Origin of the sequence: Shigella dysenteriae, from assembly GCF_022354085.1 — a bacterium.
GTDB lineage: Bacteria > Pseudomonadota > Gammaproteobacteria > Enterobacterales > Enterobacteriaceae > Escherichia > Escherichia coli.
In genome coordinates this window covers 3,362,206-3,389,092 of record NZ_CP055055.1, presented here as the reverse complement: position 1 = coordinate 3,389,092, position 26,887 = coordinate 3,362,206, and the positions used below count along the sequence as shown (strand labels likewise).

At 54.6% G+C, this 26,887-nt stretch carries 28 protein-coding genes; 23 read left to right on the top strand and 5 right to left on the bottom strand.

Annotated elements, in window-relative coordinates:
* Nucleotides 1-202: 202 nt before the first annotated feature.
* The 18 genes from maeB to eutR all read left to right on the top strand — a co-directional run bounded on the left by maeB (nt 203) and on the right by eutR (nt 17,660).
* A complete protein-coding gene (gene maeB / locus HUZ68_RS16240; RefSeq protein WP_203037245.1) occupies nt 203-2,482 on the top strand; it encodes an NADP-dependent malic enzyme in 2,280 nt (759 codons plus the stop codon).
* A gap of 292 nt (nt 2,483-2,774) precedes the next feature.
* Entirely contained in the window at nt 2,775-3,110 is a 336-nt protein-coding gene (gene eutS, locus HUZ68_RS16235; protein WP_000356956.1) for an ethanolamine utilization microcompartment protein EutS, read from the top strand.
* Between the two features lie 12 nt (nt 3,111-3,122).
* Nucleotides 3,123-3,602, top strand: coding sequence for an ethanolamine utilization acetate kinase EutP (gene eutP / locus HUZ68_RS16230; protein ID WP_000820782.1), 480 nt, complete (start codon nt 3,123-3,125; stop codon nt 3,600-3,602).
* The gene (gene eutQ / locus HUZ68_RS16225) at nt 3,577-4,278 is read left to right on the top strand and encodes an ethanolamine utilization acetate kinase EutQ (protein ID WP_000733916.1); all 702 of its coding nucleotides are present in this window, start codon (nt 3,577-3,579) and stop codon (nt 4,276-4,278) included. The genes eutP and eutQ overlap by 26 nt, the downstream gene beginning before the upstream one ends.
* Nucleotides 4,275-5,078: an ethanolamine utilization cob(I)yrinic acid a,c-diamide adenosyltransferase EutT gene (gene eutT / locus HUZ68_RS16220; RefSeq protein WP_021552032.1), complete on the top strand. Its 804-nt coding sequence runs from the start codon at nt 4,275-4,277 to the stop codon at nt 5,076-5,078. The genes eutQ and eutT overlap by 4 nt, the downstream gene beginning before the upstream one ends.
* Nucleotides 5,075-6,091: a phosphate acetyltransferase gene (gene pta, locus HUZ68_RS16215; protein ID WP_000582977.1), complete on the top strand. Its 1,017-nt coding sequence runs from the start codon at nt 5,075-5,077 to the stop codon at nt 6,089-6,091. Before eutT ends, pta begins: the two co-directional genes overlap by 4 nt.
* Before the next feature lie 38 nt (nt 6,092-6,129).
* Nucleotides 6,130-6,423 carry an ethanolamine utilization microcompartment protein EutM gene (eutM, locus tag HUZ68_RS16210; protein WP_000387713.1) on the top strand — a complete coding sequence of 98 codons (294 nt, stop codon included), beginning with the start codon at nt 6,130-6,132 and terminating at the stop codon, nt 6,421-6,423.
* A gap of 106 nt (nt 6,424-6,529) precedes the next feature.
* On the top strand, nt 6,530-6,817 hold the full coding sequence (eutN, locus tag HUZ68_RS16205; RefSeq protein WP_000762193.1) for an ethanolamine utilization microcompartment protein EutN: 288 nt from the start codon (nt 6,530-6,532) through the stop codon (nt 6,815-6,817).
* An 11-nt stretch (nt 6,818-6,828) separates the two neighbouring features.
* The gene (locus HUZ68_RS16200; protein ID WP_001075665.1) at nt 6,829-8,232 is read left to right on the top strand and encodes an aldehyde dehydrogenase family protein; all 1,404 of its coding nucleotides are present in this window, start codon (nt 6,829-6,831) and stop codon (nt 8,230-8,232) included.
* A gap of 10 nt (nt 8,233-8,242) precedes the next feature.
* On the top strand, nt 8,243-9,079 hold the full coding sequence (gene eutJ, locus HUZ68_RS16195; protein WP_069912897.1) for an ethanolamine utilization protein EutJ: 837 nt from the start codon (nt 8,243-8,245) through the stop codon (nt 9,077-9,079).
* Nucleotides 9,069-10,256: an ethanolamine utilization ethanol dehydrogenase EutG gene (eutG, locus tag HUZ68_RS16190; protein ID WP_001330930.1), complete on the top strand. Its 1,188-nt coding sequence runs from the start codon at nt 9,069-9,071 to the stop codon at nt 10,254-10,256. The genes eutJ and eutG overlap by 11 nt, the downstream gene beginning before the upstream one ends.
* Before the next feature lie 216 nt (nt 10,257-10,472).
* The gene (gene eutH, locus HUZ68_RS16185; protein ID WP_000512370.1) at nt 10,473-11,699 is read left to right on the top strand and encodes an ethanolamine utilization protein EutH; all 1,227 of its coding nucleotides are present in this window, start codon (nt 10,473-10,475) and stop codon (nt 11,697-11,699) included.
* Complete coding sequence (gene eutA, locus HUZ68_RS16180) at nt 11,696-13,099, top strand: ethanolamine ammonia-lyase reactivating factor EutA (protein WP_215261794.1); 1,404 nt, start codon at nt 11,696-11,698, stop codon at nt 13,097-13,099. Before eutH ends, eutA begins: the two co-directional genes overlap by 4 nt.
* 11 nt (nt 13,100-13,110) lie before the next feature.
* Nucleotides 13,111-14,472 carry an ethanolamine ammonia-lyase subunit alpha gene (gene eutB / locus HUZ68_RS16175; RefSeq protein ID WP_000769961.1) on the top strand — a complete coding sequence of 454 codons (1,362 nt, stop codon included), beginning with the start codon at nt 13,111-13,113 and terminating at the stop codon, nt 14,470-14,472.
* Between the two features lie 20 nt (nt 14,473-14,492).
* On the top strand, nt 14,493-15,380 hold the full coding sequence (gene eutC, locus HUZ68_RS16170; protein ID WP_077039423.1) for an ethanolamine ammonia-lyase subunit beta: 888 nt from the start codon (nt 14,493-14,495) through the stop codon (nt 15,378-15,380).
* 9 nt (nt 15,381-15,389) lie between these two features.
* Complete coding sequence (gene eutL, locus HUZ68_RS16165; protein ID WP_001111027.1) at nt 15,390-16,049, top strand: ethanolamine utilization microcompartment protein EutL; 660 nt, start codon at nt 15,390-15,392, stop codon at nt 16,047-16,049.
* Between the two features lie 12 nt (nt 16,050-16,061).
* Nucleotides 16,062-16,562 (top strand): ethanolamine utilization microcompartment protein EutK, encoded by a 501-nt coding sequence (eutK, locus tag HUZ68_RS16160; RefSeq protein WP_001295463.1) that lies wholly within the window; start codon nt 16,062-16,064, stop codon nt 16,560-16,562.
* Nucleotides 16,563-16,607: 45 nt separating this feature from the next.
* Nucleotides 16,608-17,660, top strand: coding sequence for an HTH-type transcriptional regulator EutR (eutR, locus tag HUZ68_RS16155; RefSeq protein WP_000753709.1), 1,053 nt, complete (start codon nt 16,608-16,610; stop codon nt 17,658-17,660).
* A gap of 5 nt (nt 17,661-17,665) precedes the next feature.
* Here eutR and hemF read toward each other — a convergent pair whose 3' ends face one another.
* Nucleotides 17,666-18,565: an oxygen-dependent coproporphyrinogen oxidase gene (hemF, locus tag HUZ68_RS16150; protein ID WP_000801388.1), complete on the bottom strand. Its 900-nt coding sequence runs from the start codon at nt 18,563-18,565 to the stop codon at nt 17,666-17,668.
* A gap of 3 nt (nt 18,566-18,568) precedes the next feature.
* Entirely contained in the window at nt 18,569-19,438 is an 870-nt protein-coding gene (gene amiA / locus HUZ68_RS16145) for an N-acetylmuramoyl-L-alanine amidase AmiA (protein WP_000102891.1), read from the bottom strand.
* 213 nt (nt 19,439-19,651) lie between these two features.
* Here amiA and HUZ68_RS16140 point away from each other — a divergent pair, with 213 nt between their 5' ends.
* From HUZ68_RS16140 to yfeX, 4 genes are all read left to right on the top strand, one after another.
* Nucleotides 19,652-20,077 (top strand): GNAT family acetyltransferase, encoded by a 426-nt coding sequence (locus HUZ68_RS16140; protein ID WP_000406000.1) that lies wholly within the window; start codon nt 19,652-19,654, stop codon nt 20,075-20,077.
* On the top strand, nt 20,064-20,513 hold the full coding sequence (locus HUZ68_RS16135) for a DUF2919 domain-containing protein (RefSeq protein WP_000842944.1): 450 nt from the start codon (nt 20,064-20,066) through the stop codon (nt 20,511-20,513). The genes HUZ68_RS16140 and HUZ68_RS16135 overlap by 14 nt, the downstream gene beginning before the upstream one ends.
* Nucleotides 20,514-20,573: 60 nt before the next feature.
* The gene (locus tag HUZ68_RS16130; RefSeq protein WP_000838945.1) at nt 20,574-21,149 is read left to right on the top strand and encodes an RpoE-regulated lipoprotein; all 576 of its coding nucleotides are present in this window, start codon (nt 20,574-20,576) and stop codon (nt 21,147-21,149) included.
* Between the two features lie 95 nt (nt 21,150-21,244).
* Entirely contained in the window at nt 21,245-22,144 is a 900-nt protein-coding gene (yfeX, locus tag HUZ68_RS16125) for a porphyrinogen peroxidase (protein ID WP_000084590.1), read from the top strand.
* A 57-nt stretch (nt 22,145-22,201) separates the two neighbouring features.
* Here the strand turns inward: yfeX and pbp4b are convergent, their stop codons facing one another.
* The 3 genes from pbp4b to murQ are packed head-to-tail and all read right to left on the bottom strand — an operon-like array spanning nt 22,202 to nt 25,832.
* On the bottom strand, nt 22,202-23,503 hold the full coding sequence (gene pbp4b / locus HUZ68_RS16120) for a penicillin binding protein PBP4B (RefSeq protein ID WP_239593927.1): 1,302 nt from the start codon (nt 23,501-23,503) through the stop codon (nt 22,202-22,204).
* Between the two features lie 4 nt (nt 23,504-23,507).
* A complete protein-coding gene (gene murP / locus HUZ68_RS16115; protein WP_001040450.1) occupies nt 23,508-24,932 on the bottom strand; it encodes a PTS N-acetylmuramic acid transporter subunit IIBC in 1,425 nt (474 codons plus the stop codon).
* Nucleotides 24,933-24,935: 3 nt separating this feature from the next.
* Complete coding sequence (gene murQ, locus HUZ68_RS16110; RefSeq protein ID WP_021557059.1) at nt 24,936-25,832, bottom strand: N-acetylmuramic acid 6-phosphate etherase; 897 nt, start codon at nt 25,830-25,832, stop codon at nt 24,936-24,938.
* 163 nt (nt 25,833-25,995) lie between these two features.
* On the opposite strand from murQ, the gene murR reads away from it, so the two are divergent.
* Nucleotides 25,996-26,853 (top strand): HTH-type transcriptional regulator MurR, encoded by an 858-nt coding sequence (gene murR, locus HUZ68_RS16105; RefSeq protein ID WP_021557058.1) that lies wholly within the window; start codon nt 25,996-25,998, stop codon nt 26,851-26,853.
* The last annotated feature ends 34 nt before the right edge of the window (nt 26,854-26,887 follow it).

Below are 26,887 nucleotides of genomic sequence, written 5' to 3'. Positions count from 1 at the left end.
TAGCAGACAGGCATGGTATTGCTGGATTAAGCAGGTAACATCAGTGTTATAGGATTATTACCAAAACATTATATTAATGGTGAGAGTTTGGACTTGCTCAAAGTCTGTAGACTCCGGCAAGGTAATAATGTGCGCCACGTTGTGGGCAGGGGCTGTTGCCCACACACTTTATTTGTGAACGTTACGTGAAAGGAACAACCAAATGGATGACCAGTTAAAACAAAGTGCACTTGATTTCCATGAATTTCCAGTTCCAGGGAAAATCCAGGTTTCTCCAACCAAGCCTCTGGCAACGCAGCGCGATCTGGCGCTGGCCTACTCACCAGGCGTTGCCGCACCTTGTCTTGAAATCGAAAAAGACCCGTTAAAAGCCTACAAATATACCGCGCGCGGTAACCTGGTGGCGGTGATCTCTAACGGTACGGCGGTGCTGGGGTTAGGCAACATTGGCGCGCTGGCAGGCAAACCGGTGATGGAAGGCAAGGGCGTTCTGTTTAAGAAATTCGCCGGGATTGATGTATTTGACATTGAAGTTGATGAACTCGACCCGGACAAATTTATTGAAGTCGTCGCTGCGCTCGAACCGACCTTCGGCGGAATCAACCTCGAAGACATTAAAGCGCCAGAATGTTTCTATATTGAACAGAAACTGCGCGAGCGGATGAATATTCCGGTATTCCACGACGATCAGCACGGCACGGCAATTATCAGCACTGCCGCCATCCTCAACGGCTTGCGCGTGGTGGAGAAAAACATCTCTGACGTGCGGATGGTGGTTTCCGGCGCGGGCGCCGCAGCAATCGCCTGTATGAACCTGCTGGTAGCGCTGGGTCTGCAAAAACATAACATCGTGGTTTGCGATTCAAAAGGCGTTATCTATCAGGGCCGTGAGCCAAACATGGCGGAAACCAAAGCCGCATATGCGGTGGTGGATGACGGCAAACGTACCCTCGATGATGTAATTGAAGGCGCGGATATTTTCCTCGGCTGTTCCGGCCCGAAAGTGCTGACCCAGGAAATGGTGAAGAAAATGGCTCGAGCGCCAATGATCCTGGCGCTGGCGAACCCGGAACCGGAAATTCTGCCGCCGCTGGCGAAAGAAGTGCGTCCGGATGCCATCATCTGCACCGGTCGTTCTGACTATCCAAACCAGGTCAACAACGTCCTTTGCTTCCCGTTCATCTTCCGTGGCGCGCTGGACGTTGGCGCAACCGCCATCAACGAAGAGATGAAACTGGCGGCGGTACGCGCGATTGCGGAACTGGCCCACGCCGAACAGAGCGAAGTGGTGGCTTCTGCGTATGGCGATCAGGATCTTAGCTTTGGCCCTGAATACATCATTCCAAAACCGTTTGATCCGCGCTTGATCGTTAAGATCGCTCCTGCGGTCGCGAAAGCGGCGATGGAGTCGGGCGTGGCGACGCGTCCGATTGCTGATTTCGACGTCTACATCGACAAGCTGACTGAGTTCGTTTACAAAACCAACCTGTTTATGAAGCCGATTTTCTCCCAGGCTCGCAAAGCGCCGAAGCGCGTAGTTCTGCCGGAAGGGGAAGAGGCGCGCGTTCTGCATGCCACTCAGGAACTGGTAACGCTGGGACTGGCGAAACCGATCCTTATCGGTCGTCCGAACGTGATCGAAATGCGCATTCAGAAACTGGGCTTGCAGATCAAAGCGGGCGTTGATTTTGAGATCGTCAATAACGAATCCGATCCGCGCTTTAAAGAGTACTGGAGCGAATACTTCCAGATCATGAAGCGTCGCGGCGTCACTCAGGAACAGGCGCAGCGGGCGTTGATCAGTAACCCGACAGTGATCGGCGCGATCATGGTTCAGCGTGGCGAAGCCGATGCAATGATTTGCGGTACGGTGGGTGATTATCATGAACATTTTAGCGTGGTGAAAAATGTCTTTGGTTATCGCGATGGCGTTCACACCGCAGGTGCCATGAACGCGCTGCTGCTGCCGAGTGGTAACACCTTTATTGCCGATACATATGTTAATGATGAACCGGATGCAGAAGAGCTGGCGGAGATCACCTTGATGGCGGCAGAAACTGTCCGTCGTTTTGGTATTGAGCCGCGCGTTGCTTTGTTGTCGCACTCCAACTTTGGTTCTTCTGACTGCCCGTCGTCGAGCAAAATGCGTCAGGCGCTGGAACTGGTCAGGGAACGTGCACCAGAACTGATGATTGATGGTGAAATGCACGGCGATGCAGCGCTGGTGGAAGCGATTCGCAACGACCGTATGCCGGACAGCTCTTTGAAAGGTTCCGCCAATATTCTGGTGATGCCGAACATGGAAGCTGCCCGCATTAGTTACAACTTACTGCGTGTTTCCAGCTCGGAAGGTGTGACTGTCGGCCCGGTGCTGATGGGTGTGGCGAAACCGGTTCACGTGTTAACGCCGATCGCATCGGTGCGTCGTATCGTCAACATGGTGGCGCTGGCCGTGGTAGAAGCGCAAACCCAACCGCTGTAATTTTTTTTAACTCTCACGCTTACCCTGAATATTCAGGGTAAGCAGTTTAGCTGCAATATATTAGTAAAGCTTATTACTGAGTTTGCGAATAATAAAAAAAAGCAGTCTATATAATATCTCGATATTATTTTATTTATATTCATGCGTTGCATATGAAAGTTTATGCACCACAGCGAATATCTCTCCATTCTTAGTGATCTACCTCACCTTTTAAACGCGCTTGCCGAATTTTGTTATTTACTCTGACGAAAAATTGTCACGATACACGAAAGTTTTTCACAGGCGGCGACTCATGGATAAAGAACGCATCATTCAGGAATTTGTGCCCGGCAAACAGGTCACGCTGGCGCATCTCATCGCGCATCCCGGCGAGGAACTGGCGAAGAAAATCGGCGTTCCGGATGCGGGCGCAATTGGCATTATGACGCTAACTCCTGGCGAAACGGCGATGATCGCCGGTGATTTAGCATTGAAAGCCGCTGATGTGCATATCGGTTTTCTCGACCGCTTCAGTGGTGCATTGGTGATTTATGGCTCGGTGGGCGCAGTAGAAGAAGCGTTATCACAAACCGTCAGTGGCTTAGGTCGCTTATTAAATTATACGCTTTGTGAAATGACCAAAAGTTAATACGAGGCATTCATGAAACGAATTGCGTTTGTGGGTACCGTCGGGGCAGGGAAAACAACGTTATTTAATGCGTTGCAGGGGAATTATACCCTCGCCAGAAAAACACAGGCCGTGGAATTTAATGATAAGGGCGATATTGATACGCCGGGTGAATATTTTAGCCATCCCCGCTGGTATCACGCCTTAATTACCACGCTACAGGATGTGGACATGCTGATCTATGTCCACGGCGCGAATGACCCGGAAAGTCGGTTGCCTGCCGGGTTGCTGGATATTGGCGTCAGCAAACGGCAAATCGCCGTCATCAGTAAAACGGACATGCCGGATGCTGACGTCGCCGCAACGCGAAAGTTATTGCTTGAGACGGGCTTCGAGGAGCCGATTTTCGAGCTAAACAGCCACGACCCGCAAAGCGTGCAGCAACTGGTGGATTATCTGGCATCTCTCACCAAACAGGAGGAAGCAGGTGAAAAAACTCATCACAGCGAATGATATTCGTGAAGCACACGCGCGCGGCGAACAGGCAATGTCCGTGGTTCTGCGCGCCAGCATTATTACCCCGGAAGCCCGTGAAGTGGCGGATCTACTGGGTTTTACCATCACCGAATGTGATGAATCGTCCCCGGTAACGGCGTCCGTTCCCGCCAGCGTGCCAGCCGATAAAACCGAAAGTCAGCGCATCCGCGAAACCATCATTGCCCAGCTGCCGGAAGGCCAGTTTACCGAAAGCCTGGTCGCGCAGTTGATGGAAAAAGTGATGAAGGAAAAACAGTCGCTGGAGCAGGGTGCAATGCAGCCGAGCTTCAAATCGGTGACCGGCAAAGGCGGCATCAAAGTGATTGATGGTAGCAGCGTCAAGTTTGGTCGTTTCGACGGCGCAGAGCCGCATTGCGTGGGCTTAACTGACCTTGTGACCGGAGACGACGGCAGCAGCATGGCCGCCGGTTTTATGCAGTGGGACAACGCATTCTTCCCGTGGACCCTGAACTACGACGAAATCGATATGGTGCTGGAAGGGGAGCTGCATGTTCGCCACGCAGGAGAAACCATGATCGCCAAAGCGGGCGATGTGATGTTTATCCCGAAAGGCTCCAGCATCGAATTTGGTACGACATCCAGCGTGAAATTCCTGTATGTCGCCTGGCCGGCTAACTGGCAATCCCTATGAAAGATTTCATCACCGAAGCATGGCTAAGAGCGAACCATACGCTCAGCGAAGGCGCAGAGATCCATCTCCCTGCGGACAGTCGCCTGACGCCCTCTGCCCGGGAGTTACTGGAAAGCCGCCATCTGCGCATCAAGTTTATTGACGAGCAGGGCCGCCTGTTTGTTGACGATGAGCAGCAGCAGCCACAGCCCGTTCACGGGCTGACCAGTAGCGATGAACATCCGCAGGCGTGCTGCGAACTGTGCCGCCAGCCGGTGGCAAAAAAGCCGGATACGCTGACTCATCTGTCGGCGGAAAAAATGGTTGCCAAAAGCGATCCGCGTCTGGGTTTTCGCGCGGTTCTCGACAGCACCATTGCGCTGGCTGTGTGGCTGCAAATTGAACTGGCGGAACCGTGGCAGCCGTGGCTGGCGGATATCCGTTCGCGTCTTGGCAACATTATGCGTGCCGATGCGCTGGGGGAACCGCTGGGCGATCAAGCGATTGTCGGGCTTTCTGACGAAGATCTGCATCGGCTTTCTCACCAGCCGCTGCGCTATCTCGACCACGATCATCTGGTGCCGGAAGCCAGCCACGGGCGCGATGCTGCGTTGCTCAATCTGCTACGCACCAAAGTGCGGGAAACCGAAACCGTAGCGGCGCAGGTGTTTATCACCCGCAGCTTTGAAGTATTACGCCCGGACATCTTGCAGGCGCTGAACCGCCTTTCGAGCACGGTCTACGTGATGATGATCCTGAGCGTAACGAAGCAGCCGCTAACGGTGAAGCAGATCCAACAACGACTGGGGGAAACGCAATGATTATTGAACGTTGTCGTGAACTGGCGTTGCGAGCGCCCGCCAGAGTGGTTTTTCCGGATGCGTTAGATCAACGTGTGCTGAAAGCTGCGCAATATTTACATCAACAAGGTCTGGCAACGCCCATTCTGGTCGCCAATCCGTTTGAACTTCGTCAGTTTGCGCTCAGTCATGGCGTAGCGATGGACGGGCTACAGGTTATTGATCCGCATGGCAACCTCGCAATGCGGGAAGAATTTGCTCATCGCTGGCTGGCCCGCGCGGGCGAAAAAACGCCGCCGGATGCGCTGGAAAAACTTACCGATCCGCTGATGTTCGCCGCCGCAATGGTCAGCGCCGGTAAAGCGGATGTCTGTATCGCGGGCAACCTCTCTTCCACGGCGAATGTGCTGCGTGCCGGATTACGCATTATCGGCTTGCAGCCAGGCTGTAAAACGCTCTCATCCATTTTCCTGATGCTGCCACAGTACAGCGGTCCGGCGTTGGGCTTTGCCGATTGCAGCGTGGTACCACAGCCGACGGCGGCGCAGCTGGCGGATATCGCGCTTGCCAGCGCCGAAACCTGGCGCGCCATCACCGGAGAAGAGCCGCGCGTGGCGATGCTGTCGTTTTCCAGTAACGGTAGCGCCCGTCACCCCTGCGTTGCCAATGTCCAGCAGGCGACAGAAATCGTCCGTGAGCGCGCACCAAAGCTGGTAGTCGATGGCGAGTTGCAGTTTGACGCCGCCTTCGTGCCGGAAGTGGCGGCGCAAAAAGCGCCTGCCAGCCCGCTACAGGGCAAGGCCAATGTGATGGTTTTTCCGTCGCTGGAAGCCGGAAATATTGGCTACAAAATCGCACAACGACTCGGCGGATATCGTGCCGTCGGGCCATTGATACAAGGACTTGCCGCGCCGATGCACGATCTCTCTCGTGGTTGTAGTGTGCAGGAAATTATCGAGCTGGCGCTGGTGGCAGCTGTGCCGCGTCAGACAGAAGTGAACCGCGAAAGCAGTTTACAAACACTGGTTGAATGAACGGTCCCGTTCTGGACCCTGATAAAGAGGAAAGCACAATGGAAGCATTAGGAATGATCGAAACCCGGGGCCTGGTTGCACTGATTGAGGCTTCTGACGCGATGGTGAAAGCTGCGCGCGTCAAGCTGGTTGGTGTTAAGCAGATTGGCGGCGGCCTGTGTACTGCCATGGTTCGTGGTGATGTTGCAGCCTGTAAAGCGGCGACCGATGCCGGTGCCGCAGCGGCACAGCGTATCGGCGAGCTGGTATCTGTACACGTTATCCCGCGTCCGCACGGCGACCTGGAAGAAGTGTTCCCGATCGGCCTGAAAGGCGATAGCAGCAACCTGTAATCACCCTGTGTGACGTCGATTCGGGCGTCACGCTCTCTCATTTTTCATTTTACCTTCCGCGGAGGGTAGGGGGAGCTTTTACCTGAAATACGCCACGGAGGCGGGTATGAAACTGGCAGTCGTCACTGGACAAATTGTTTGTACCGTACGCCATCACGGACTGGCGCATGACAAATTGCTGATGGTGGAAATGATTGATCCACATGGTAATCCTGACGGGCAATGTGCCGTCGCCATCGACAATATTGGCGCGGGAACCGGGGAGTGGGTGTTGCTGGTGAGTGGCAGTTCCGCCCGCCAGGCGCATAAAAGCGAAACGTCACCGGTCGATCTGTGCGTGATTGGCATCGTCGATGAGGTGGTGTCTGGCGGTCAGGTAATTTTCCACAAATAAGGCAGAACATCATGAATCAACAGGATATTGAACAGGTGGTGAAAGCGGTACTGCTGAAAATGCAAAGCAGTGACACGCCGCCCGCCGCCGTTCATGAGATGGGCGTTTTCGCGTCCCTGGATGACGCTGTTGCGGCAGCCAAAATTGCCCAGCAAGGGTTAAAGAGCGTGGCAATGCGCCAGTTAGCCATTGCTGCCATTCGTGAAGCAGGCGAAAAACACGCCAGAGATTTAGCGGAACTTGCCGTCAGTGAAACCGGCATGGGTCGCGTTGAAGATAAATTTGCCAAAAACGTCGCTCAGGCACGCGGCACGCCAGGCGTTGAGTGTCTCTCTCCGCAAGTGCTGACGGGCGACAACGGCCTGACTTTAATTGAAAACGCGCCCTGGGGCGTGGTGGCTTCGGTGACGCCGTCCACTAACCCGGCGGCAACCGTAATTAATAACGCCATCAGCCTGATTGCCGCGGGCAACAGCGTCATTTTTGCCCCGCATCCGGCGGCGAAAAAAGTCTCCCAGCGGGCGATCACGCTGCTCAACCAGGCGATTGTTGCCGCAGGCGGGCCGGAAAACTTACTGGTTACTGTGGCAAATCCGGATATCGAAACCGCGCAACGCTTGTTCAAGTTTCCGGGTATCGGCCTGCTGGTGGTGACCGGCGGCGAAGCGGTAGTAGAAGCGGCGCGTAAACACACCAATAAACGTCTGATTGCCGCAGGCGCTGGCAACCCGCCGGTAGTGGTGGATGAAACCGCTGACCTCGCCCGTGCTGCTCAGTCCATCGTCAAAGGCGCGTCTTTCGATAACAACATCATTTGTGCCGACGAAAAGGTACTGATTGTTGTTGATAGCGTAGCCGATGAACTGATGCGTCTGATGGAAGGCCAGCACGCGGTGAAACTGACCGCAGAACAGGCGCAGCAGCTGCAACCGGTGTTGCTGAAAAATATCGACGAGCGCGGAAAAGGCACCGTCAGCCGTGACTGGGTTGGTCGCGACGCAGGCAAAATCGCGGCGGCAATCGGCCTTAAAGTTCCGCAAGAAACGCGCCTGCTGTTTGTGGAAACCACCGCAGAACATCCGTTTGCCGTGACTGAACTGATGATGCCGGTGTTGCCCGTCGTGCGCGTCGCCAACGTGGCGGATGCCATTGCGCTAGCGGTGAAACTGGAGGGCGGTTGCCACCACACGGCGGCAATGCACTCGCGCAACATCGAAAACATGAACCAGATGGCGAATGCTATTGATACCAGCATTTTCGTTAAGAACGGACCGTGCATTGCCGGGCTGGGGCTGGGCGGGGAAGGCTGGACCACCATGACCATCACCACGCCAACCGGTGAAGGGGTAACCAGCGCGCGGACGTTTGTCCGTCTGCGTCGCTGTGTATTAGTCGATGCGTTTCGCATTGTTTAAGGAGTAACCGATGGCGCACGACGAACAATGGCTCACCCCACGTCTGCAAACGGCGGCAACGCTATGTAACCAGACGCCCGCCGCGACGGAATCTCCGCTGTGGCTGGGGGTGGATCTGGGCACCTGCGATGTGGTGTCGATGGTTGTCGACCGCGACGGTCAGCCAGTGGCGGTATGCCTCGACTGGGCCGATGTGGTTCGCGACGGCATCGTCTGGGATTTCTTCGGCGCGGTCACCATTGTTCGTCGCCATCTCGACACGCTCGAGCAGCAATTCGGTCGTCGTTTTAGCCATGCGGCGACTTCATTTCCTCCAGGTACGGACCCGCATATTTCCATCAACGTGCTGGAGTCTGCCGGGCTGGAAGTGAGCCATGTGCTGGATGAGCCAACCGCAGTCGCGGATCTACTGCAACTGGATAACGCAGGCGTAGTGGATATCGGCGGTGGCACTACCGGCATTGCCATCGTGAAAAAGGGCAAAGTGACGTACTCGGCGGATGAAGCCACCGGCGGACATCACATCTCTCTGACTCTCGCCGGAAATCGCCGTATTTCGCTGGAAGAGGCGGAGCAGTACAAGCGCGGTCACGGTGACGAGATTTGGCCTGCGGTGAAACCGGTGTACGAAAAAATGGCGGACATTGTCGCCCGGCATATTGAAGGGCAGGGCATTACTGATTTATGGCTGGCGGGCGGCTCTTGTATGCAACCGGGCGTGGCGGAACTGTTTCGCAAACAATTCCCGGCGTTACAGGTGCATTTACCGCAGCACAGTTTGTTTATGACCCCGCTGGCGATCGCCAGTAGTGGGCGAGAGAAAGCGGAGGGGCTATATGCAAAATGAATTGCAGACCGCGCTCTTTCAGGCGTTCGATACCCTGAATCTGCAACGGGTAAAAACATTTAGCGTTCCACCGGTGACGCTTTGCGGTCCGGGCTCGGTGAGCAGTTGCGGACAGCAAGCGCAAACGCGTGGGCTGAAACATCTGTTCGTGATGGCAGACAGCTTTTTGCATCAGGCAGGGATGACCGCCGGGCTGACGCGTAGCCTGGCCGTTAAAGGTATCGCCATGACGCTCTGGCCATGTCCGGTGGGCGAACCGTGCATTACCGACGTGTGTGCAGCCGTGGCGCAGTTGCGTGAGTCAGGTTGTGACGGGGTGATCGCATTTGGCGGCGGCTCGGTGCTGGATGCGGCGAAAGCCGTGGCGTTGCTGGTGACGAACCCGGATAGCACGCTGGCAGAGATGTCAGAAACCAGCGTTCTGCAACCGCGCTTGCCGCTGATTGCCATTCCAACTACCGCCGGAACCGGCTCTGAAACCACCAATGTAACGGTGATTATCGACGCGGTGAGCGGGCGCAAGCAGGTGTTAGCCCATGCCTCGCTGATGCCGGATGTGGCGATCCTCGACGCCGCATTGACCGAAGGTGTGCCGTCGCATGTCACGGCGATGACCGGCATTGATGCGTTAACCCATGCCATTGAAGCATACAGCGCCCTGAACGCTACACCGTTTACCGACAGTCTGGCGATTGGTGCCATTGCGATGATTGGCAAATCGCTGCCGAAAGCGGTGGGCTACGGTCACGACCTTGCCGCGCGCGAGAGCATGTTGCTGGCTTCATGTATGGCGGGAATGGCGTTTTCCAGTGCGGGTCTTGGGTTGTGCCACGCGATGGCGCATCAGCCGGGCGCGGCGCTGCATATTCCGCACGGTCTCGCGAACGCTATGTTGCTGCCAACGGTGATGGAGTTTAACCGGATGGTTTGTCGTGAACGCTTTAGTCAGATTGGTCGGGCACTGCGAACTAAAAAATCCGACGATCGTGACGCTATTAACGCGGTAAGTGAGCTGATTGCGGAAGTTGGGATTGGTAAACGACTGGGCGATGTTGGCGCGACATCTGCGCATTACGGTGCATGGGCGCAGGCCGCGCAGGAAGATATTTGTCTGCGCAGCAACCCGCGTACCGCCAGCCTGGAGCAGATTGTCGGCCTGTACGCAGCGGCGCAATAAATGCCGGATGCGACGCATGTCGCGTCTTATCCGGCCTACGGGATTGCACATGTAGGGCGGATAAGGCGTTCACGCCGCATCCGCCAGTGGCGCGGTGCAATTGCCGGATGCGACGCTTGCCGCGTCTTATCCGGCCTACGGGATTGCACATGTAGGGCGGATAAGGTTTTCACGCCGCATCCGCTAATAAATAACAACTAACAGGGAGTAAAGGCGATGGGAATTAACGAAATCATCATGTACATCATGATGTTCTTTATGCTGATAGCTGCCGTAGACAGGATCCTGTCGCAGTTCGGCGGTTCTGCTCGTTTCCTCGGTAAGTTCGGTAAAAGTATCGAAGGATCAGGCGGTCAGTTCGAAGAAGGCTTTATGGCAATGGGCGCACTGGGCCTGGCGATGGTCGGTATGACCGCGCTGGCACCGGTACTGGCTCACGTACTCGGGCCGGTAATTATCCCGGTTTACGAAATGCTCGGCGCAAACCCGTCAATGTTCGCCGGAACGCTGCTGGCGTGCGATATGGGCGGCTTCTTCCTCGCCAAAGAGCTGGCGGGCGGCGACGTAGCAGCGTGGCTATACTCTGGGTTAATTCTCGGGTCGATGATGGGGCCAACGATTGTGTTTTCCATTCCGGTGGCGCTCGGCATTATCGAACCTTCTGACCGTCGTTATCTGGCGCTCGGCGTGCTGGCGGGCATTGTGACCATTCCGATTGGTTGTATCGCTGGTGGTCTGGTAGCTATGTACTCCGGTGTGCAGATCAACGGCCAGCCGGTGGAATTCACTTTCGCCCTGATCCTGATGAACATGATCCCGGTGATCATTGTTGCGATTCTGGTGGCGCTGGGGCTGAAATTCATCCCGGAAAAAATGATCAACGGCTTCCAGATCTTCGCCAAATTCCTCGTTGCATTGATCACCCTCGGTCTTGCCGCTGCGGTAGTGAAATTCCTGCTTGGCTGGGAACTGATCCCCGGTCTGGATCCTATCTTTATGGCCCCTGGCGATAAACCCGGTGAGGTGATGCGCGCCATTGAAGTTATCGGTTCTATCTCCTGCGTTCTGTTAGGGGCGTATCCGATGGTGCTGCTGCTGACCCGCTGGTTTGAAAAACCGCTGATGAGCGTCGGTAAAGTGCTGAATATGAACAACATCGCGGCAGCCGGCATGGTGGCAACGCTTGCCAACAACATCCCGATGTTCGGCATGATGAAGCAGATGGATACCCGCGGCAAAGTCATCAACTGCGCCTTCGCCGTTTCTGCTGCTTTCGCCCTGGGCGACCACTTAGGGTTCGCCGCTGCCAACATGAATGCCATGATCTTCCCGATGATTGTCGGCAAGTTGATCGGCGGCGTAACGGCGATTGGCGTGGCGATGATGCTGGTGCCAAAAGACGACGCGACCGCAGCTAAAACCGAAGCGGAGGCACAATCGTGAACACTCGCCAGCTACTGAGCGTCGGTATCGATATCGGCACTACCACCACCCAGGTGATTTTCTCCCACCTGGAACTGGTTAACCGTGCGGCGGTGTCGCAGGTGCCGCGCTACGAATTCATCAAACGCGAAATTAGCTGGCAAAGCCCGGTGTTCTTTACCCCTGTCGATAAACAGGGTGATTTAAAAGAAGCGGAACTGAAATCGCTGATTTTAGAGCAATATCAGGCTGCGGGCATTGCACCGGAAAGCGTTGATTCTGGTGCCATCATCATCACCGGTGAAAGCGCGAAAACCCGCAATGCTCGCCCGGCGGTGATGGCGCTCTCTCAGTCGCTGGGCGATTTTGTCGTTGCCAGCGCCGGGCCGCACCTCGAATCCGTGATCGCCGGTCACGGAGCCGGGGCACAAACCCTTTCTGAACAACGGCTGTGTCGGGTACTGAATATCGACATCGGCGGTGGCACCGCGAACTACGCCCTGTTCGATGCCGGAAAAATCAGCGGCACTGCCTGCCTCAACGTCGGTGGTCGCCTGCTGGAAACCGACAGCCAGGGGCGCGTGGTTTACGCTCATAAACCGGGGCAGATGATTGTGGATGAGTGCTTCGGCGCAGGCACCGACGCCCGTTCGCTGACCGGCGCGCAGCTGGTGCAGGTTACCCGGCGGATGGCAGAGCTGATTGTCGAAGTGATTGACGGAACGCTCTCGCCGCTCGCGCAGGCATTGATGCAAACCGGTTTGCTGCCCGCAGGTGTTACGCCCGAAATCATTACGCTTTCTGGCGGCGTGGGCGAATGTTATCGCCACCAGCTCGCCGACCCGTTCTGTTTTGCCGATATTGGCCCGCTTCTGGCAACGGCGCTGCATGACCATCCGCGCCTGCGTGAGATGAACGTGCAGTTTCCGGCGCAAACCGTGCGTGCCACGGTGATTGGCGCGGGGGCACATACCCTTTCGCTCTCTGGCAGCACAATCTGGCTTGAGGGCGTACAACTGCCGCTGCGCAATTTGCCGGTGGCGATCCCGATTGATGAAACGGATCTGGTGAGTGCCTGGCAACAGGCGCTGATTCAACTGGATCTTGATCCCAAAACTGACGCGTACGTGCTGGCGCTTCCCGCCTCGCTGCCTGTGCGTTACGCCGCGGTACTGACGGTCATCAACGCGTTGGTCGATTTCGTCGCGCGTTTTCCGAATCCGCATCCCCTGCTGGTGGTGGCCGGGCAGGACTTTGGTAAAGCTCTGGGCATGTTGTTGCGCCCACAGCTACAACAACTCCCGTTGGCAGTCATTGACGAAGTGATTGTCCGCGCGGGGGACTATATCGACATTGGTACGCCTCTTTTTGGCGGATCGGTTGTGCCGGTGACGGTGAAATCACTCGCATTTCCTTCCTGAGGGAACGACTTATGAAACTAAAGACCACATTGTTCGGCAATGTATATCAGTTTAAGGATGTAAAAGAGGTGCTGGCTAAAGCCAACGAACTGCGTTCGGGGGATGTGCTGGCGGGCGTCGCAGCGGCAAGCTCACAGGAGCGCGTGGCGGCAAAGCAGGTGTTGTCGGAAATGACCGTAGCGGACATCCGCAATAATCCGGTGATTGCCTATGAAGATGACTGCGTGACGCGGCTGATTCAGGACGATGTTAACGAAACGGCCTACAACCAGATTAAAAACTGGAGCATCAGCGAACTGCGTGAGTATGTGCTGAGCGATGAAACCAGCGTGGACGACATTGCCTTTACCCGCAAAGGGCTGACCTCGGAAGTGGTCGCGGCGGTAGCGAAGATTTGCTCCAACGCGGACCTGATCTACGGCGCGAAGAAAATGCCGGTAATCAAAAAGGCCAATACCACCATCGGTATTCCGGGCACCTTCAGCGCCCGTTTGCAGCCAAATGACACTCGTGACGACGTGCAAAGTATCGCCGCGCAAATCTACGAAGGGCTTTCCTTCGGGGTGGGCGATGCGGTGATCGGCGTTAACCCGGTGACTGACGACGTGGAAAACTTAAGCCGCGTGCTGGATACCATTTATGGCGTGATCGACAAATTCAACATCCCAACTCAGGGCTGCGTACTGGCGCACGTCACCACTCAGATCGAAGCGATTCGTCGTGGCGCACCAGGCGGGCTGATTTTCCAGAGTATCTGTGGCAGTGAAAAAGGGCTGAAAGAGTTTGGCGTGGAACTGGCGATGCTCGACGAAGCGCGCGCAGTGGGTGCAGAGTTCAACCGTATCGCCGGGGAAAACTGCCTCTACTTCGAAACCGGACAAGGTTCAGCGCTATCCGCTGGCGCTAACTTCGGCGCAGACCAGGTGACGATGGAAGCACGTAACTATGGGCTGGCGCGTCATTACGATCCGTTTATCGTCAACACCGTGGTCGGCTTTATTGGGCCGGAGTATCTCTACAACGACCGCCAGATTATCCGTGCGGGCTTAGAAGATCACTTTATGGGCAAGCTGAGCGGCATCTCTATGGGCTGTGACTGCTGTTACACCAACCACGCTGACGCTGACCAGAACCTCAACGAAAACCTGATGATCCTGCTCGCCACCGCAGGCTGCAACTACATCATGGGGATGCCGTTGGGCGATGACATCATGCTCAACTACCAGACCACGGCCTTCCACGACACTGCCACTGTGCGTCAGTTACTCAACCTGCGCCCGTCACCGGAGTTTGAACGCTGGCTGGAAAGCATGGGCATTATGGCAAACGGTCGCTTGACCAAACGGGCGGGCGATCCGTCACTGTTCTTCTGATGACGCGGAGATAACACATCATGGATCAAAAACAGATTGAAGAAATTGTACGCAGCGTGATGGCGTCAATGGGACAAACGGCCACCGCGCCGTCAGAAGCAAAGTGCACCACCACCACCTGTGCGGCACCGGTGACCTCGGAAAGCTGCGCGCTGGATTTAGGTTCTGCGGAAGCAAAAGCGTGGATTGGTGTTGAAAACCCACATCGTGCGGATGTGTTAACAGAACTGCGTCGCAGCACCGTGGCCCGCGTTTGTACCGGTCGTGCCGGTCCGCGTCCGCGTACCCAGGCGTTGCTGCGTTTCCTGGCCGATCACTCTCGTTCGAAAGATACCGTACTTAAAGAAGTGCCGGAAGAGTGGGTGAAAGCGCAGGGCTTGCTGGAAGTACGCTCTGAAATTAGCGACAAAAATCTCTACCTGACTCGCCCGGATATGGGCCGCCGCCTGTGTGCAGAAGCTGTTGAAGCGCTGAAAGCACAGTGTGTTGCTAATCCGGACGTACAGGTCGTTATTTCTGATGGCCTGTCAACTGATGCCATCACTGTGAACTACGAAGAGATCCTGCCGCCGCTGATGGCGGGCCTGAAACAGGCCGGGCTGAAAGTCGGCACGCCATTCTTTGTTCGTTATGGTCGCGTGAAGATTGAAGATCAGATCGGTGAGATCCTCGGCGCGAAAGTGGTGATCCTGCTGGTGGGGGAACGTCCGGGGTTAGGGCAGTCAGAAAGCCTCTCCTGCTACGCCGTTTACTCGCCGCGTATGGCGACCACCGTTGAGGCCGATCGCACCTGTATCTCTAACATTCACCAGGGCGGCACGCCGCCGGTTGAAGCCGCAGCCGTCATTGTGGATTTGGCGAAACGTATGCTGGAGCAGAAAGCATCCGGCATCAACATGACCCGATAAGGAGGCATCATGCCAGCTTTAGATTTGATTCGACCGTCTGTCACCGCTATGCGGGTGATTGCCTCCGTTAACGCCGATTTTGCGCGTGAACTGAAATTGCCGCCGCATATTCGTAGCCTCGGTCTGATTTCTGCCGACTCCGATGACGTCACCTACATTGCCGCTGATGAAGCGACCAAGCAGGCGATGGTGGAAGTGGTGTATGGCCGCTCGCTGTATGCGGGCGCTGCACACGGCCCGTCACCGACTGCCGGTGAAGTGCTGATTATGCTTGGTGGACCAAACCCGGCGGAAGTGCGTGCAGGTCTGGATGCGATGGTTGCGCATATTGAAAATGGCGCAGCTTTCCAGTGGGCTAATGACGCGCAAGATACGGCATTCCTGGCACATGTAGTTTCGCGTACCGGTTCTTATCTCTCATCAACCGCCGGGATCACGCTTGGCGATCCGATGGCGTATCTGGTGGCACCGCCGCTGGAAGCGACCTATGGCATTGATGCAGCCCTGAAGTCTGCCGACGTACAGCTGGTGACCTATGTCCCGCCACCGTCTGAAACCAACTACTCGGCAGCATTTTTAACTGGTAGCCAGGCAGCGTGTAAAGCAGCCTGTAACGCCTTTACCGATGCAGTGCTGGAAATCGCGCGTAATCCAATCCAGCGTGCGTAACGGAGGTTGCCGATGATCAATGCACTGGGATTGCTGGAAGTGGACGGCATGGTCGCCGCGATAGATGCAGCGGATGCCATGCTCAAAGCAGCTAACGTTCGTCTGCTCAGTCACGAAGTGCTTGACCCTGGTCGCTTAACGCTGGTGGTGGAAGGCGATCTGGCGGCGTGTCGTGCTGCGCTGGACGCAGGTTGTGCTGCCGCGATGCGTACCGGGCGTGTCATCAGCCGTAAGGAGATCGGTCGGCCAGACGATGACACCCAGTGGCTGGTTACTGGCTTTAACCGCCAGCCGAAGCAACCCGTAAAGGAACCCGACGCGCCAGTTATCGTTGCGGAATCTGCTGACGAGTTGTTGGCGCTGTTAACATCAGTACGTCAGGGAATGACGGCAGGAGAAGTGGCTGCCCACTTTGGCTGGCCGCTGGAAAAAGCCAGAAATGCGCTCGAACAGCTCTTTTCTGCCGGGACGTTACGTAAACGCAGTAGTCGTTATCGTCTCAAGCCCCATTAACCTGTCGGAGGTGCCGGGTGTCCTACAACACCCGGCATTAACATCATGAAAAAGACCCGTACAGCCAATTTGCACCATCTTTATCATGAACCCTTACCCGAAAACCTGAAGCTCACGCCGAAGGTCGAAGTGGATAATGTTCATCAACGACAGACAACGGATGTCTATGAACATGCTTTAACGATTACCGCCTGGCAGCAGATTTACGATCAGCTGCATCCGGGCAAGTTTCATGGTGAATTTACGGAAATTCTACTCGATGATATTCAGGTTTTTCGTGAATACACCGGTCTGGCGCTGCGTCAGTCGTGTCTGGTCTGGCCGAACTCGTTCTGGTTTGGCATTCCGGCGACGCGCGGTGAGCAGGGATTTATCGGTTCGCAATGTCTGGGAAGCGCAGAAATAGCGACGCGCCCTGGTGGAACCGAGTTTGAATTAAGTACGCCGGACGATTACACGATCCTGGGCGTAGTGCTTTCTGAAGATGTCATCACCCGTCAGGCTAACTTTTTGCATAATCCGGATCGGGTATTACATATGTTGCGTAGCCAGTCGGCGCTGGAAGTGAAAGAGCAGCATAAAGCCGCGCTGTGGGGCTTTGTCCAACAGGCGCTGGCGACGTTTTGCGAGAACCCGGAAAATCTTCATCAGCCTGCAGTGCGAAAAGTGCTGGGGGATAATTTGCTAATGGCGATGGGGGCGATGCTGGAAGAAGCGCAACCAATGGTGACGGCGGAAAGCATCAGTCATCAGAGTTACCGTAGATTACTTTCCCGCGCCCGTGAATATGTGCTGGAAAACATGTCCGAACCGGTGACGGTGCTGGATTTGTGTAATCAACTGCATGTCAGCCGCCGCACGCTACAAAACGCGTTTCACGCTATTTTAGGCATTGGCCCAAACGCGTGGCTGAAACGCATTCGCCTGAACGCCGTACGCCGCGAACTGATAAGCCCGTGGTCGCAAAGCACAACGGTAAAAGACGCCGCCATGCAGTGGGGATTCTGGCATCTGGGGCAATTTGCCACGGATTACCAGCAGCTGTTTGCCGAGAAGCCGTCGTTGACGTTGCATCAGCGGATGCGGGAATGGGGGTGAGGGAGTTACACCCAATCCCTGACCTTAATAAACTCACTTAACGCCGCTTCTGGGCTGCCATCTTTTGGCTGATAATCATACTCCCAGCGTACCAGTGGCGGCATTGACATCAGTATCGACTCGGTGCGCCCGCCAGTTTGCAGGCCAAACAGAGTGCCGCGATCCCAGACCAGATTGAACTCGACATAACGACCGCGACGGTAGAGCTGAAAATTGCGCTCGCGCTCGCCGTAGGCCATCGCTTTCCGTCGCTCTACAATTGGTAAATAAGCGTCGGTGTAGCCTTTGCCTACCGCCTGCATAAAGGCAAAACAGTGGTCGAAATCTGGCGTGTTCAGATCATCAAAGAACAGCCCGCCAATACCGCGCTGTTCGTTGCGATGTTTGAGGTAGAAGTAATCGTCGCACCACTTTTTGTAACGGGGATAAACGTCTTCACCAAATGGCAGGCACAGGTCACGGGCGGTGCGGTGCCAGTGAATGGCGTCTTCTTCAAAACCATAGAAAGGGGTTAAGTCGAAGCCGCCGCCAAACCACCAGACGGGCTCTGCACCCGGTTTTTCGGCAATAAAAAAACGCACATTCGCGTGGCTGGTGGGAACATACGGATTATGCGGATGCACTACCAGTGAAACGCCCATCGCCTCGAAACTGCGCCCGGCAAGTTCCGGGCGATGAGCGGTGGCGGAAGCAGGCATCGCCTCACCATGGACATGTGAAAAGTTGACGCCCGCCTGTTCGAAAACACCACCATTACGCAACACCCGGCTACGTCCGCCGCCGCCAGCTTCGCGCTGCCAGCTATCTTCGACAAATTCTGTGCCATCGACGGCGGTCAACTGCTGACAAATCGTATCCTGAAGGTTGAGCAGAAACTGTTTAACCTGGTGTGCGTCGGGTTTCATAACTTATCGCTTTTTCGAATGTGCTTTCTGGTTGTCGAACCAGTGGAAATAACTGATCACGCCTTCAGCAATCGCTGTGGCGATTTTCTGACGAAACGCCGCCGTGCCTAACAGTCGCTCTTCTTCCGGGTTGGTGATAAACGAGGTTTCCACCAGCACCGAAGGAACCGACGGCGATTTCAACACCACAAACGCGGCTTGTTCGGTGTTGCGGCTGTGCAGTTTATGCACCGGCTTAATCTTTTTCAGAATATGCGAGCCGAGCGTCAGGCTGTTTTTAATAGTATCGGTTTGCACCAGATCAAACAGCACTTGCTGCAATAGATGATCCTTGTCAGTCGCCTTTTTACCGGCAACTTCATCGGCGCGGTTTTCGCGTTCAGACAGGTATTTCGCCATTGCGCTACTTGCCCCACGGTTAGAGAGGGCAAATACCGAAGCACCGGCAGCTTTCGGGTTGGTAAAGCCATCGGCATGAATTGACATAAACAGATCTGCGCCATGTTTATGGGCGATTTCAACGCGATCGTAAAGTGGGATAAACGTATCGCCAGAACGCGTTAAACGCGCATCAATCCCATGATTACGCAAAATGGAACGGACGTTTTTAGCAATCGCCAGCACCACATGTTTTTCTTTCGAACCGTTGCGTCCGATCGCTCCGGTATCAATCCCGCCGTGGCCTGGATCGAGAACAACGACACGTTTGCCGCCAGATTTTTTAGCTTTCGGCTTGCTGTGTCCGTTGCTGGTTTTTAAAGGTTCGTCTTTGGCGATGGCTTGCGACATTCCTGACAACGTCAGGGCAGCCAAACCGGCTTTCAGCACCTGGCGGCGCGAAGTGAGTGTTTTTAGTGGTTTAAAAGTGCTCATACGGCCTGAGTTGTAATAATAAAGTTCCAGATGTTATATCGTATCGCGTAATCCGTTACGACCGTTTGCTGTTGAGAATTGTTTTACTTTTCATTTCAATAGTTGACAACTCCCCATTATGCCACTTTTTCAACCGATTTTCGTCAGATATTGGCTAATTCGACCGTTCACGCCATAATCAGCCTTTTAACCCGCAAAAAGGTAACGAATACCATGGAGATACGCGTATTTCGCCAGGAAGATTTCGAAGAGGTCATCACCCTTTGGGAGCGTTGCGACTTGCTGCGTCCGTGGAACGATCCGGAAATGGACATCGAGCGTAAGATGAACCATGACGTCAGTTTGTTTCTGGTCGCTGAGGTAAACGGTGAAGTGGTCGGAACGGTGATGGGCGGTTATGACGGGCATCGCGGGTCTGCTTATTATCTTGGCGTGCATCCAGAGTTTCGTGGGCGTGGGATTGCCAATGCGTTGCTTAATCGGCTGGAGAAAAAGCTGATTGCTCGTGGCTGCCCGAAAATTCAGATCAATGTGCCGGAAGATAACGACATGGTGCTCGGAATGTATGAACGCCTGGGATATGAACACGCCGACGTGCTGAGTCTGGGTAAGCGTTTGATTGAAGATGAAGAGTACTGAGTTCCATCCTGTCCATTATGATGCGCACGGACGCCTGCGTTTACCCTTGCTCTTCTGGCTTGTGCTATTGCTTCAGGCGCGAACCTGGGTGCTGTTTGTCATTGCCGGTGCGTCGCGTGAGCAGGGTACTGCGCTGCTAAATCTGTTTTATCCCGATCACGATAATTTCTGGCTGGGGCTGATTCCTGGCATTCCGGCGGTGCTGGCGTTTTTGTTGAGCGGTCGGCGGGCTACGTTTCCTCGCACCTGGCGTGTACTCTATTTTCTGTTGCTGTTGGCGCAGGTGGTTTTACTTTGCTGGCAACCGTGGCTGTGGCTGAACGGTGAATCCGTTAGCGGTATCGGTCTGGCGCTGGTAGTGGCGGATATTGTGGCGTTAATCTGGCTGCTGACCAATCGACGTTTACGCGCTTGTTTTAATGAAGTAAAAGAATAACGGCACTTTTTGGTGAATTTGCACTCCAAGCAACGTTATTGAATAACCAAAGGAAGTGACATGAAATCGCTGCGTTTAATGTTATGCGCTATGCCATTGATGCTGACCGGCTGTTCCACGATGTCGTCAGTTAACTGGTCTGCCGCTAACCCGTGGAACTGGTTTGGGTCGTCCACCAAAGTGAGCGAGCAGGGCGTTGGTGAATTAACGGCGTCCACACCACTGCAAGAACAAGCCATTGCCGATGCGCTTGATGGCGATTATCGCCTGCGCAGCGGAATGAAAACCGCGAACGGCAACGTGGTGCGCTTTTTTGAAGTGATGAAGGGCGACAACGTGGCGATGGTGATTAACGGCGATCAAGGCACGATCAGTCGCATTGACGTGCTGGATAGCGATATTCCTGCTGACACCGGTGTTAAAATCGGTACACCGTTTAGCGACCTTTACAGCAAAGCATTTGGCAATTGCCAAAAAGCTGATGGTGATGATAATCGTGCCGTCGAATGTAAAGCCGAAGGCAGTCAACATATTAGCTACCAGTTCAGCGGGGAATGGAGTGGTCCTGAAGGGTTAATGCCTTCGGACGATACCCTGAAAAACTGGAAAGTCAGTAAAATTATCTGGCGGCGTTAATTTGCGTCTGAACAAACCGCCGCCGCGAAAAAACACGTAAAATAGCGCCCAACAATGCCACGGATTGCGTGGCATTCTTATTTTCAGGAGGAACAATGTCTCAGGTTCAGAGTGGCATTTTGCCAGAACATTGCCGCGCGGCGATTTGGATCGAAGCCAACGTAAAAGGGGAAGTTGATGCCCTGCGTGCGGCCAGTAAAACATTTGCCGACAAACTGGCGACTTTTGAAGCGAAGTTCCCGGACGCGCATCTTGGCGCGGTGGTTGCCTTTGGTAACAACACCTGGCGCGCTCTGAGCGGCGGCGTTGGGGCTGAAGAGCTGAAAGATTTTCCGGGCTACGGTAAAGGCCTTGCGCCAACCACCCAGTTCGATGTGTTGATCCACATTCTTTCTCTGCGTCACGATGTAAACTTCTCTGTCGCCCAGGCGGCGATGGAAGCTTTCGGCGACTGCATTGAAGTGAAAGAAGAGATCCACGGCTTCCGTTGGGTTGAAGAGCGTGACCTGAGCGGCTTTGTTGACGGTACGGAAAACCCGGCGGGTGAAGAGACGCGTCGCGAAGTGGCGGTTATCAAAGACGGCGTGGATGCGGGCGGCAGCTATGTGTTTGTCCAGCGTTGGGAACACAACCTGAAGCAGCTCAACCGGATGAGCGTTCACGATCAGGAGATGATGATCGGGCGCACCAAAGAGGCCAACGAAGAGATCGACGGCGACGAACGCCCGGAAACTTCTCACCTGACCCGCGTTGATCTGAAAGAAGATGGCAAAGGGCTGAAAATTGTTCGTCAGAGCCTGCCGTACGGCACCGCCAGTGGTACGCACGGTCTGTACTTCTGTGCCTACTGCGCGCGTCTGCATAACATTGAGCAGCAACTGCTGAGTATGTTTGGCGATACCGATGGTAAGCGAGACGCGATGTTGCGTTTCACCAAACCGGTCACTGGCGGCTATTACTTCGCCCCGTCGCTGGACAAGCTGATGGCGCTGTAAGCGTTTCTGATTCGATGATTAAAGGCCAGCCAGTAACACAACTGACTGGCCTTTTTATTACTGCTTTAACGCCGCATACACCTGATCAACTACCCAACCATAAGTTGCAATCGGTAACTGACCGCTTACGAACATATTGGGATTCTTTTGTGGATCGGCAACTGGCGAATGTGGCTTGTTGCTTAACATCACAATCGCCATATGATTCACCGGATCGATAACGGTCACCGTCCCGGTCCAGCCTGTGTGACCGTAGGTTTGCGGGCTTGCCAGCGTGCCAAACGTCGGCGTCATGGTGGCATTACCATTCACGCGCCAGCCGAGGCCAAAAGTGGCATCTTCCTTAGAGCTGGTGGTGAACATCTTCACCGTTTCCGCACTGAACAGCTGCACATCGCCATAGCCCCCGCCGTTCAGCATCGTTTGCATTAACACCGCAATATCGCCGGTATTGGAAAACAAACCTGCGTGCCCGGAAACGCCGCCCATCGAATAAAAGGCTTTTTCATCGTGCACCTGACCCCAGAGAGTGGAGGTGCGGATATTCGGGAAGTGGATCACTCCATCGCGGGTATTGCCGTTCAATTCCGTGGCGGCAATTTGCTGCGGTTTAAAGCCTTTCAGCAGCGGGTTAAATACCGTATGTGTCAGGCCGAGCGGGCGATAAATCGACTCTTCAACATAGCGGTCAAGCGGCTGACCGGTGACCGACTCGACGATAAATCCAAGCAGCATATAATCGACATCACTGTAAATATGCTTGCTGCCGGGCTGATACTCTAGCGGCGTGCGCTTGATCATCTCCAGCGTCTGGCCTTTATCCTGGGAATATAACGCGCCCGCGACCGCTTTATTCGGATATTGTGGGTCCGCCGGGAAACCGCCGCTGTGATGCAGCAGGTCAGAAATCCGCAGCGTGTTTTTGCCTTTAATCGTATCGCTCGGGCTATCGGCAAACCCTGGAATATATTTCGCAATCCGATCGTCAGGATGCAGCTTGCCTTCGCTCATTAGCTTTTGCAGAGCAAAGTTAGTGGCGTACATTTTGGTGTTTGAGGCCAGGTCATACAGCGTCCCGGTGGTAGCTTTTATAGGCTGCGCCATTAACACGCTGCCATCGTACTTTTTCGCCGCTCCCCAGGCTTTGCGATACACAATCTGATTATCTTTAATAATCAGCAGGTTTACGCTGGGATAACCGGCGTCCACTTGCTGGCTAATCCAGCGATCCATCTGGTTAAGCCGTTCGACGTTGAACCCTGCTTTCTCTGGCGAACTTTCTGTCAGAACAGGGTATTTTGCGGCGCTGACGCTATAGCTGACAGCCAGCAGAGAAAGATAGAGCATTGTCCGTTTCATAATATCAGTCCAGATTGACGTTACGGCAGCCAAAGAGCGTGGTGAAAATAAATCCGCAAACCCATGCCACCAGAATCCCACCGGCATAAACCGCCATTGCCGGAAGAATGCCTTGCGCGGAAGTCATCAGCGGCAGCGCCACCAGGCCGGATGGCCCGAAAGCACTGTTTAAGCCCATCGGCAGACCCCACCAGGCTATCAGCCCGATAAACAAACCGCCCGCTGCGCCGCCTAAACAGGCGGTAATAAACGGTTTCATGCGGGGCAGGGTGACGCCGTAAATCAACGGTTCACCAACGCCAAGCAGACCGGGAATAATCGCCCCGCGTACCTGACTGCGTAATGCACTGTGCGGTTGCGCCCGCCAGTAGAGTGCCAGCGCCGCGCCCACCTGGCCCGCGCCTGCCATTGAAAGGATGGGAAATAAGCTGTTGAATCCCTGGCTGTCCATTAACGCGAGGTAAACAGGAATAAAGCCCTGATGCACGCCAAATACCACGGCGATCAGGAACAGCCCGGCTAAAACCGCACAACCGAGCGGATTACTGTTCAGGTGCATAAACAGCCACGACATACCTTCGAATAACCAGCCGCCCAGCGGCATAATGATCAGGTAGGCCAGCGTAGCGGTGATCAGTAGGGTGATTAACGAGGTCAGCAGCATGTCGAGATCGTCCGGCATAAAGCGGCGCACCATGCCTTCAATGCGAGCGCAGGCCCATGCGGCAATCAACACGCCGATAATATTGCCGCGCGGATCGATGGGCAGACCAAAGAAATCGTGAAAACCCGCGTAGTAACCGGTGGTTGCAGCGGGGTTATAACCGAGCAAAAAGAGTGCGGCAATAATTGCGCCATTGACGCCCGTGCCGCCAAATGCCTGGGCGGCGTTATAGCCCACCAGAATCACCAGGAAGGTGAACAAACCTTTGCTGAACACCTTCATAAAATTCAGCGCGTCGGGTAGCGTGCCCTGAGCATCTGCCGGAACGTGCATCACCGTGGCAATTAACGTCGCTATCCCCAGCAGCAGACCGGCGGCAATAAAACCGGGGATAAGCGGCGTGAAGATGGTGGCGAATTTGGCGAGAAATTGTTGCACGCCGGAGGTTTGTTTGGCTTTTAACTGACGTTTGTTCTGGGCGGCGATTTCTGCGGCATCCTGTACCGGTGCTTCTCCCAGCAGCTCGCTCATCGCTTTTGCGGCACGATGCGCTTTACCAGGCCCAAAAACGACCTGCACCTGGTCGCTGGTCAAAATGACGCCCTTCACGCCTTCCAGCGTTTTGATATCGGGATCAACCAGTGAACTGTCATGTACACCCAGACGCAGGCGCGTCATACAGTTACCACAACTGGCGATATTTCCCGGTCCGCCGACACGGGTAAGAATGGTGTTCAGAAGTTCACTGCTGATCTCTTTGGCCATGGGTTATTCCTTGTCTAAAACCTGACGAATAAAGCCGCCGTGTTGATCCAGGCGTTTTTTAGCTTCTGCGGCATCGAGATTTTTCAGCACCATCACAATGGCCGTTTTACAGTTGCGCTCGCAGGCAATTAACGCTGCTTCCGCTTGTTCGGCATTACATCCGGTGGCGTTTTTAACGATATTGACCTGGCGTACATGCAGTTTTTCGTTGGTGGCGACCACATCGACCATCAGGTTGCCGAACACTTTGCCGGATTTAATCATCAGCCCGGTGGAGAGCATATTGAGCACCAGTTTCTGCGCTGTACCTGCTTTCATTCGCGAAGAACCAGTGACCACTTCGGCACCTACAATCGGTGTAATGGCAAACTCGGCGGTGGTTGAAACGGCACTCCCCGGATTACAGGAAATTCCCACTGTGCGGCAGCCGAGCTGGCGTGCGTATTCCAGTCCGGCAATTACATACGGCGTGCGACCACTGGCCGCAATACCAACCACCACATCCTGCACGGTTAAGCCGATGTTTTTCAAATCATTAACACCGCCTTCCCGGCTATCTTCCGCGCCTTCCACCGCGTGCTGAATGGCATATTCGCCGCCAGCAATCAAACCAACCACCAAACCCGGTTTCACGCCGTAGGTGGGCGGACATTCGCTGGCATCCAGAATCCCCAGACGACCGGATGTTCCCGCACCGAGATAAATCAGACGACCGCCGCCGCTTACCTGGGCGTGAATAACATCGATCGCCGCGGCGATATCCGGCAGTACGCGCTCAACGGCGAGTGGTACGGTTTTATCTTCATCGTTGATAATCCGGCACATTTCCAGCGTCGATACGCGGTCAATTTCAGCCGAAGCGGCGTTCGAGCCTTCGGTAATCATCTTTTCAAGTTGCATCGGTGGTGACCTTACTATTTACGATCAAATAATTGCAGATGTATGGAATCATATATCCCGAATTGACAGACTTAAAGGAATCATTGAGTCTACACTCGCAGAGTGTGAAGAGCGTCATAAGAACTTAAGCGGAATTTATGCTGCCATCCCAGGAGAGTGGAAGATGTTGTATCTGACGAAAATACGCAATGCGGAAAGTGAATTTACCGGGAACGAGCAAAAAATTGCTGACTTTCTGCGGGCCAACGTGAGTGAGCTGAAATCCGTCTCTTCGCGCAAGATGGCGAAACAGCTTGGCATTAGCCAGTCGAGTATTGTGAAGTTTGCCCAGAAGCTCGGCGCACAAGGGTTTACTGAATTGCGTATGGCGTTAATTGGCGAATACAGTGCCAGCCGGGAGAAAACGAATGCCACGGCGCTGCACCTGCACAGTTCGATTACCAGTGATGATTCGCTGGAAGTGATTGCCCGCAAACTGAATCGCGAAAAGCAGCTGGCACTGGAGCAAACCTGCGCGTTGTTTGACTTCGCGCGGCTGCAAAAAATCATTGAGGTCATCAGTAAAGCACCGTTTATCCAGATAACGGGCCTGGGCGGATCGGCGCTGGTGGGGCGCGATCTGTCGTTCAAACTGATGAAAATTGGCTATCGCGTGGCCTGCGAAGCCGACACACATGTACAAGCCACCGTTTCCCAGGCGCTGAAAAAAGGCGATGTACAAATCGCTATCTCTTACAGCGGCAGTAAAAAAGAGATTGTGTTGTGCGCCGAGGCAGCGCGAAAGCAGGGGGCAACGGTGATTGCCATTACTTCACTGACTGACTCTCCGCTGCGGCGGCTGGCGCATTTCACCCTCGATACCGTTTCCGGAGAAACCGAGTGGCGTAGCTCGTCGATGTCCACCCGCACGGCGCAAAATTCTGTTACCGATTTACTGTTTGTTGGCCTTGTGCAACTCAATGATGTGGAGTCATTGAAAATGATTGAGCGCAGCAGTGAGCTAACACAACGCCTGAAATGATGCATAAAGCAGCGACTGGATTGAGATTTTCCTG

Excerpts from the sequence above, each read along its gene's own strand:
- pta (WP_000582977.1), top strand. The coding sequence starts at position 5,075 with ATGATTATTGAACGTTGTCGTGAACTGGCGTTGCGAGCGCCCGCCAGA.
- murQ (WP_021557059.1), bottom strand. The coding sequence starts at position 25,832 with ATGCAACTTGAAAAGATGATTACCGAAGGCTCGAACGCCGCTTCGGCT.
- amiA (WP_000102891.1), bottom strand. The coding sequence starts at position 19,438 with ATGAGCACTTTTAAACCACTAAAAACACTCACTTCGCGCCGCCAGGTG.
- HUZ68_RS16140 (WP_000406000.1), top strand. The coding sequence starts at position 19,652 with ATGGAGATACGCGTATTTCGCCAGGAAGATTTCGAAGAGGTCATCACC.
- eutS (WP_000356956.1), top strand. The coding sequence starts at position 2,775 with ATGGATAAAGAACGCATCATTCAGGAATTTGTGCCCGGCAAACAGGTC.
- HUZ68_RS16135 (WP_000842944.1), top strand. The coding sequence starts at position 20,064 with ATGAAGAGTACTGAGTTCCATCCTGTCCATTATGATGCGCACGGACGC.
- eutH (WP_000512370.1), top strand. The coding sequence starts at position 10,473 with ATGGGAATTAACGAAATCATCATGTACATCATGATGTTCTTTATGCTG.
- eutP (WP_000820782.1), top strand. The coding sequence starts at position 3,123 with ATGAAACGAATTGCGTTTGTGGGTACCGTCGGGGCAGGGAAAACAACG.
- eutG (WP_001330930.1), top strand. The coding sequence starts at position 9,069 with ATGCAAAATGAATTGCAGACCGCGCTCTTTCAGGCGTTCGATACCCTG.
- eutT (WP_021552032.1), top strand. The coding sequence starts at position 4,275 with ATGAAAGATTTCATCACCGAAGCATGGCTAAGAGCGAACCATACGCTC.
- murR (WP_021557058.1), top strand. The coding sequence starts at position 25,996 with ATGTTGTATCTGACGAAAATACGCAATGCGGAAAGTGAATTTACCGGG.
- HUZ68_RS16130 (WP_000838945.1), top strand. The coding sequence starts at position 20,574 with ATGAAATCGCTGCGTTTAATGTTATGCGCTATGCCATTGATGCTGACC.
- eutM (WP_000387713.1), top strand. The coding sequence starts at position 6,130 with ATGGAAGCATTAGGAATGATCGAAACCCGGGGCCTGGTTGCACTGATT.
- eutK (WP_001295463.1), top strand. The coding sequence starts at position 16,062 with ATGATCAATGCACTGGGATTGCTGGAAGTGGACGGCATGGTCGCCGCG.
- hemF (WP_000801388.1), bottom strand. The coding sequence starts at position 18,565 with ATGAAACCCGACGCACACCAGGTTAAACAGTTTCTGCTCAACCTTCAG.
- eutC (WP_077039423.1), top strand. The coding sequence starts at position 14,493 with ATGGATCAAAAACAGATTGAAGAAATTGTACGCAGCGTGATGGCGTCA.
- yfeX (WP_000084590.1), top strand. The coding sequence starts at position 21,245 with ATGTCTCAGGTTCAGAGTGGCATTTTGCCAGAACATTGCCGCGCGGCG.
- eutJ (WP_069912897.1), top strand. The coding sequence starts at position 8,243 with ATGGCGCACGACGAACAATGGCTCACCCCACGTCTGCAAACGGCGGCA.
- HUZ68_RS16200 (WP_001075665.1), top strand. The coding sequence starts at position 6,829 with ATGAATCAACAGGATATTGAACAGGTGGTGAAAGCGGTACTGCTGAAA.
- eutL (WP_001111027.1), top strand. The coding sequence starts at position 15,390 with ATGCCAGCTTTAGATTTGATTCGACCGTCTGTCACCGCTATGCGGGTG.
- pbp4b (WP_239593927.1), bottom strand. The coding sequence starts at position 23,503 with ATGAAACGGACAATGCTCTATCTTTCTCTGCTGGCTGTCAGCTATAGC.
- maeB (WP_203037245.1), top strand. The coding sequence starts at position 203 with ATGGATGACCAGTTAAAACAAAGTGCACTTGATTTCCATGAATTTCCA.
- eutN (WP_000762193.1), top strand. The coding sequence starts at position 6,530 with ATGAAACTGGCAGTCGTCACTGGACAAATTGTTTGTACCGTACGCCAT.
- murP (WP_001040450.1), bottom strand. The coding sequence starts at position 24,932 with ATGGCCAAAGAGATCAGCAGTGAACTTCTGAACACCATTCTTACCCGT.
- eutR (WP_000753709.1), top strand. The coding sequence starts at position 16,608 with ATGAAAAAGACCCGTACAGCCAATTTGCACCATCTTTATCATGAACCC.
- eutB (WP_000769961.1), top strand. The coding sequence starts at position 13,111 with ATGAAACTAAAGACCACATTGTTCGGCAATGTATATCAGTTTAAGGAT.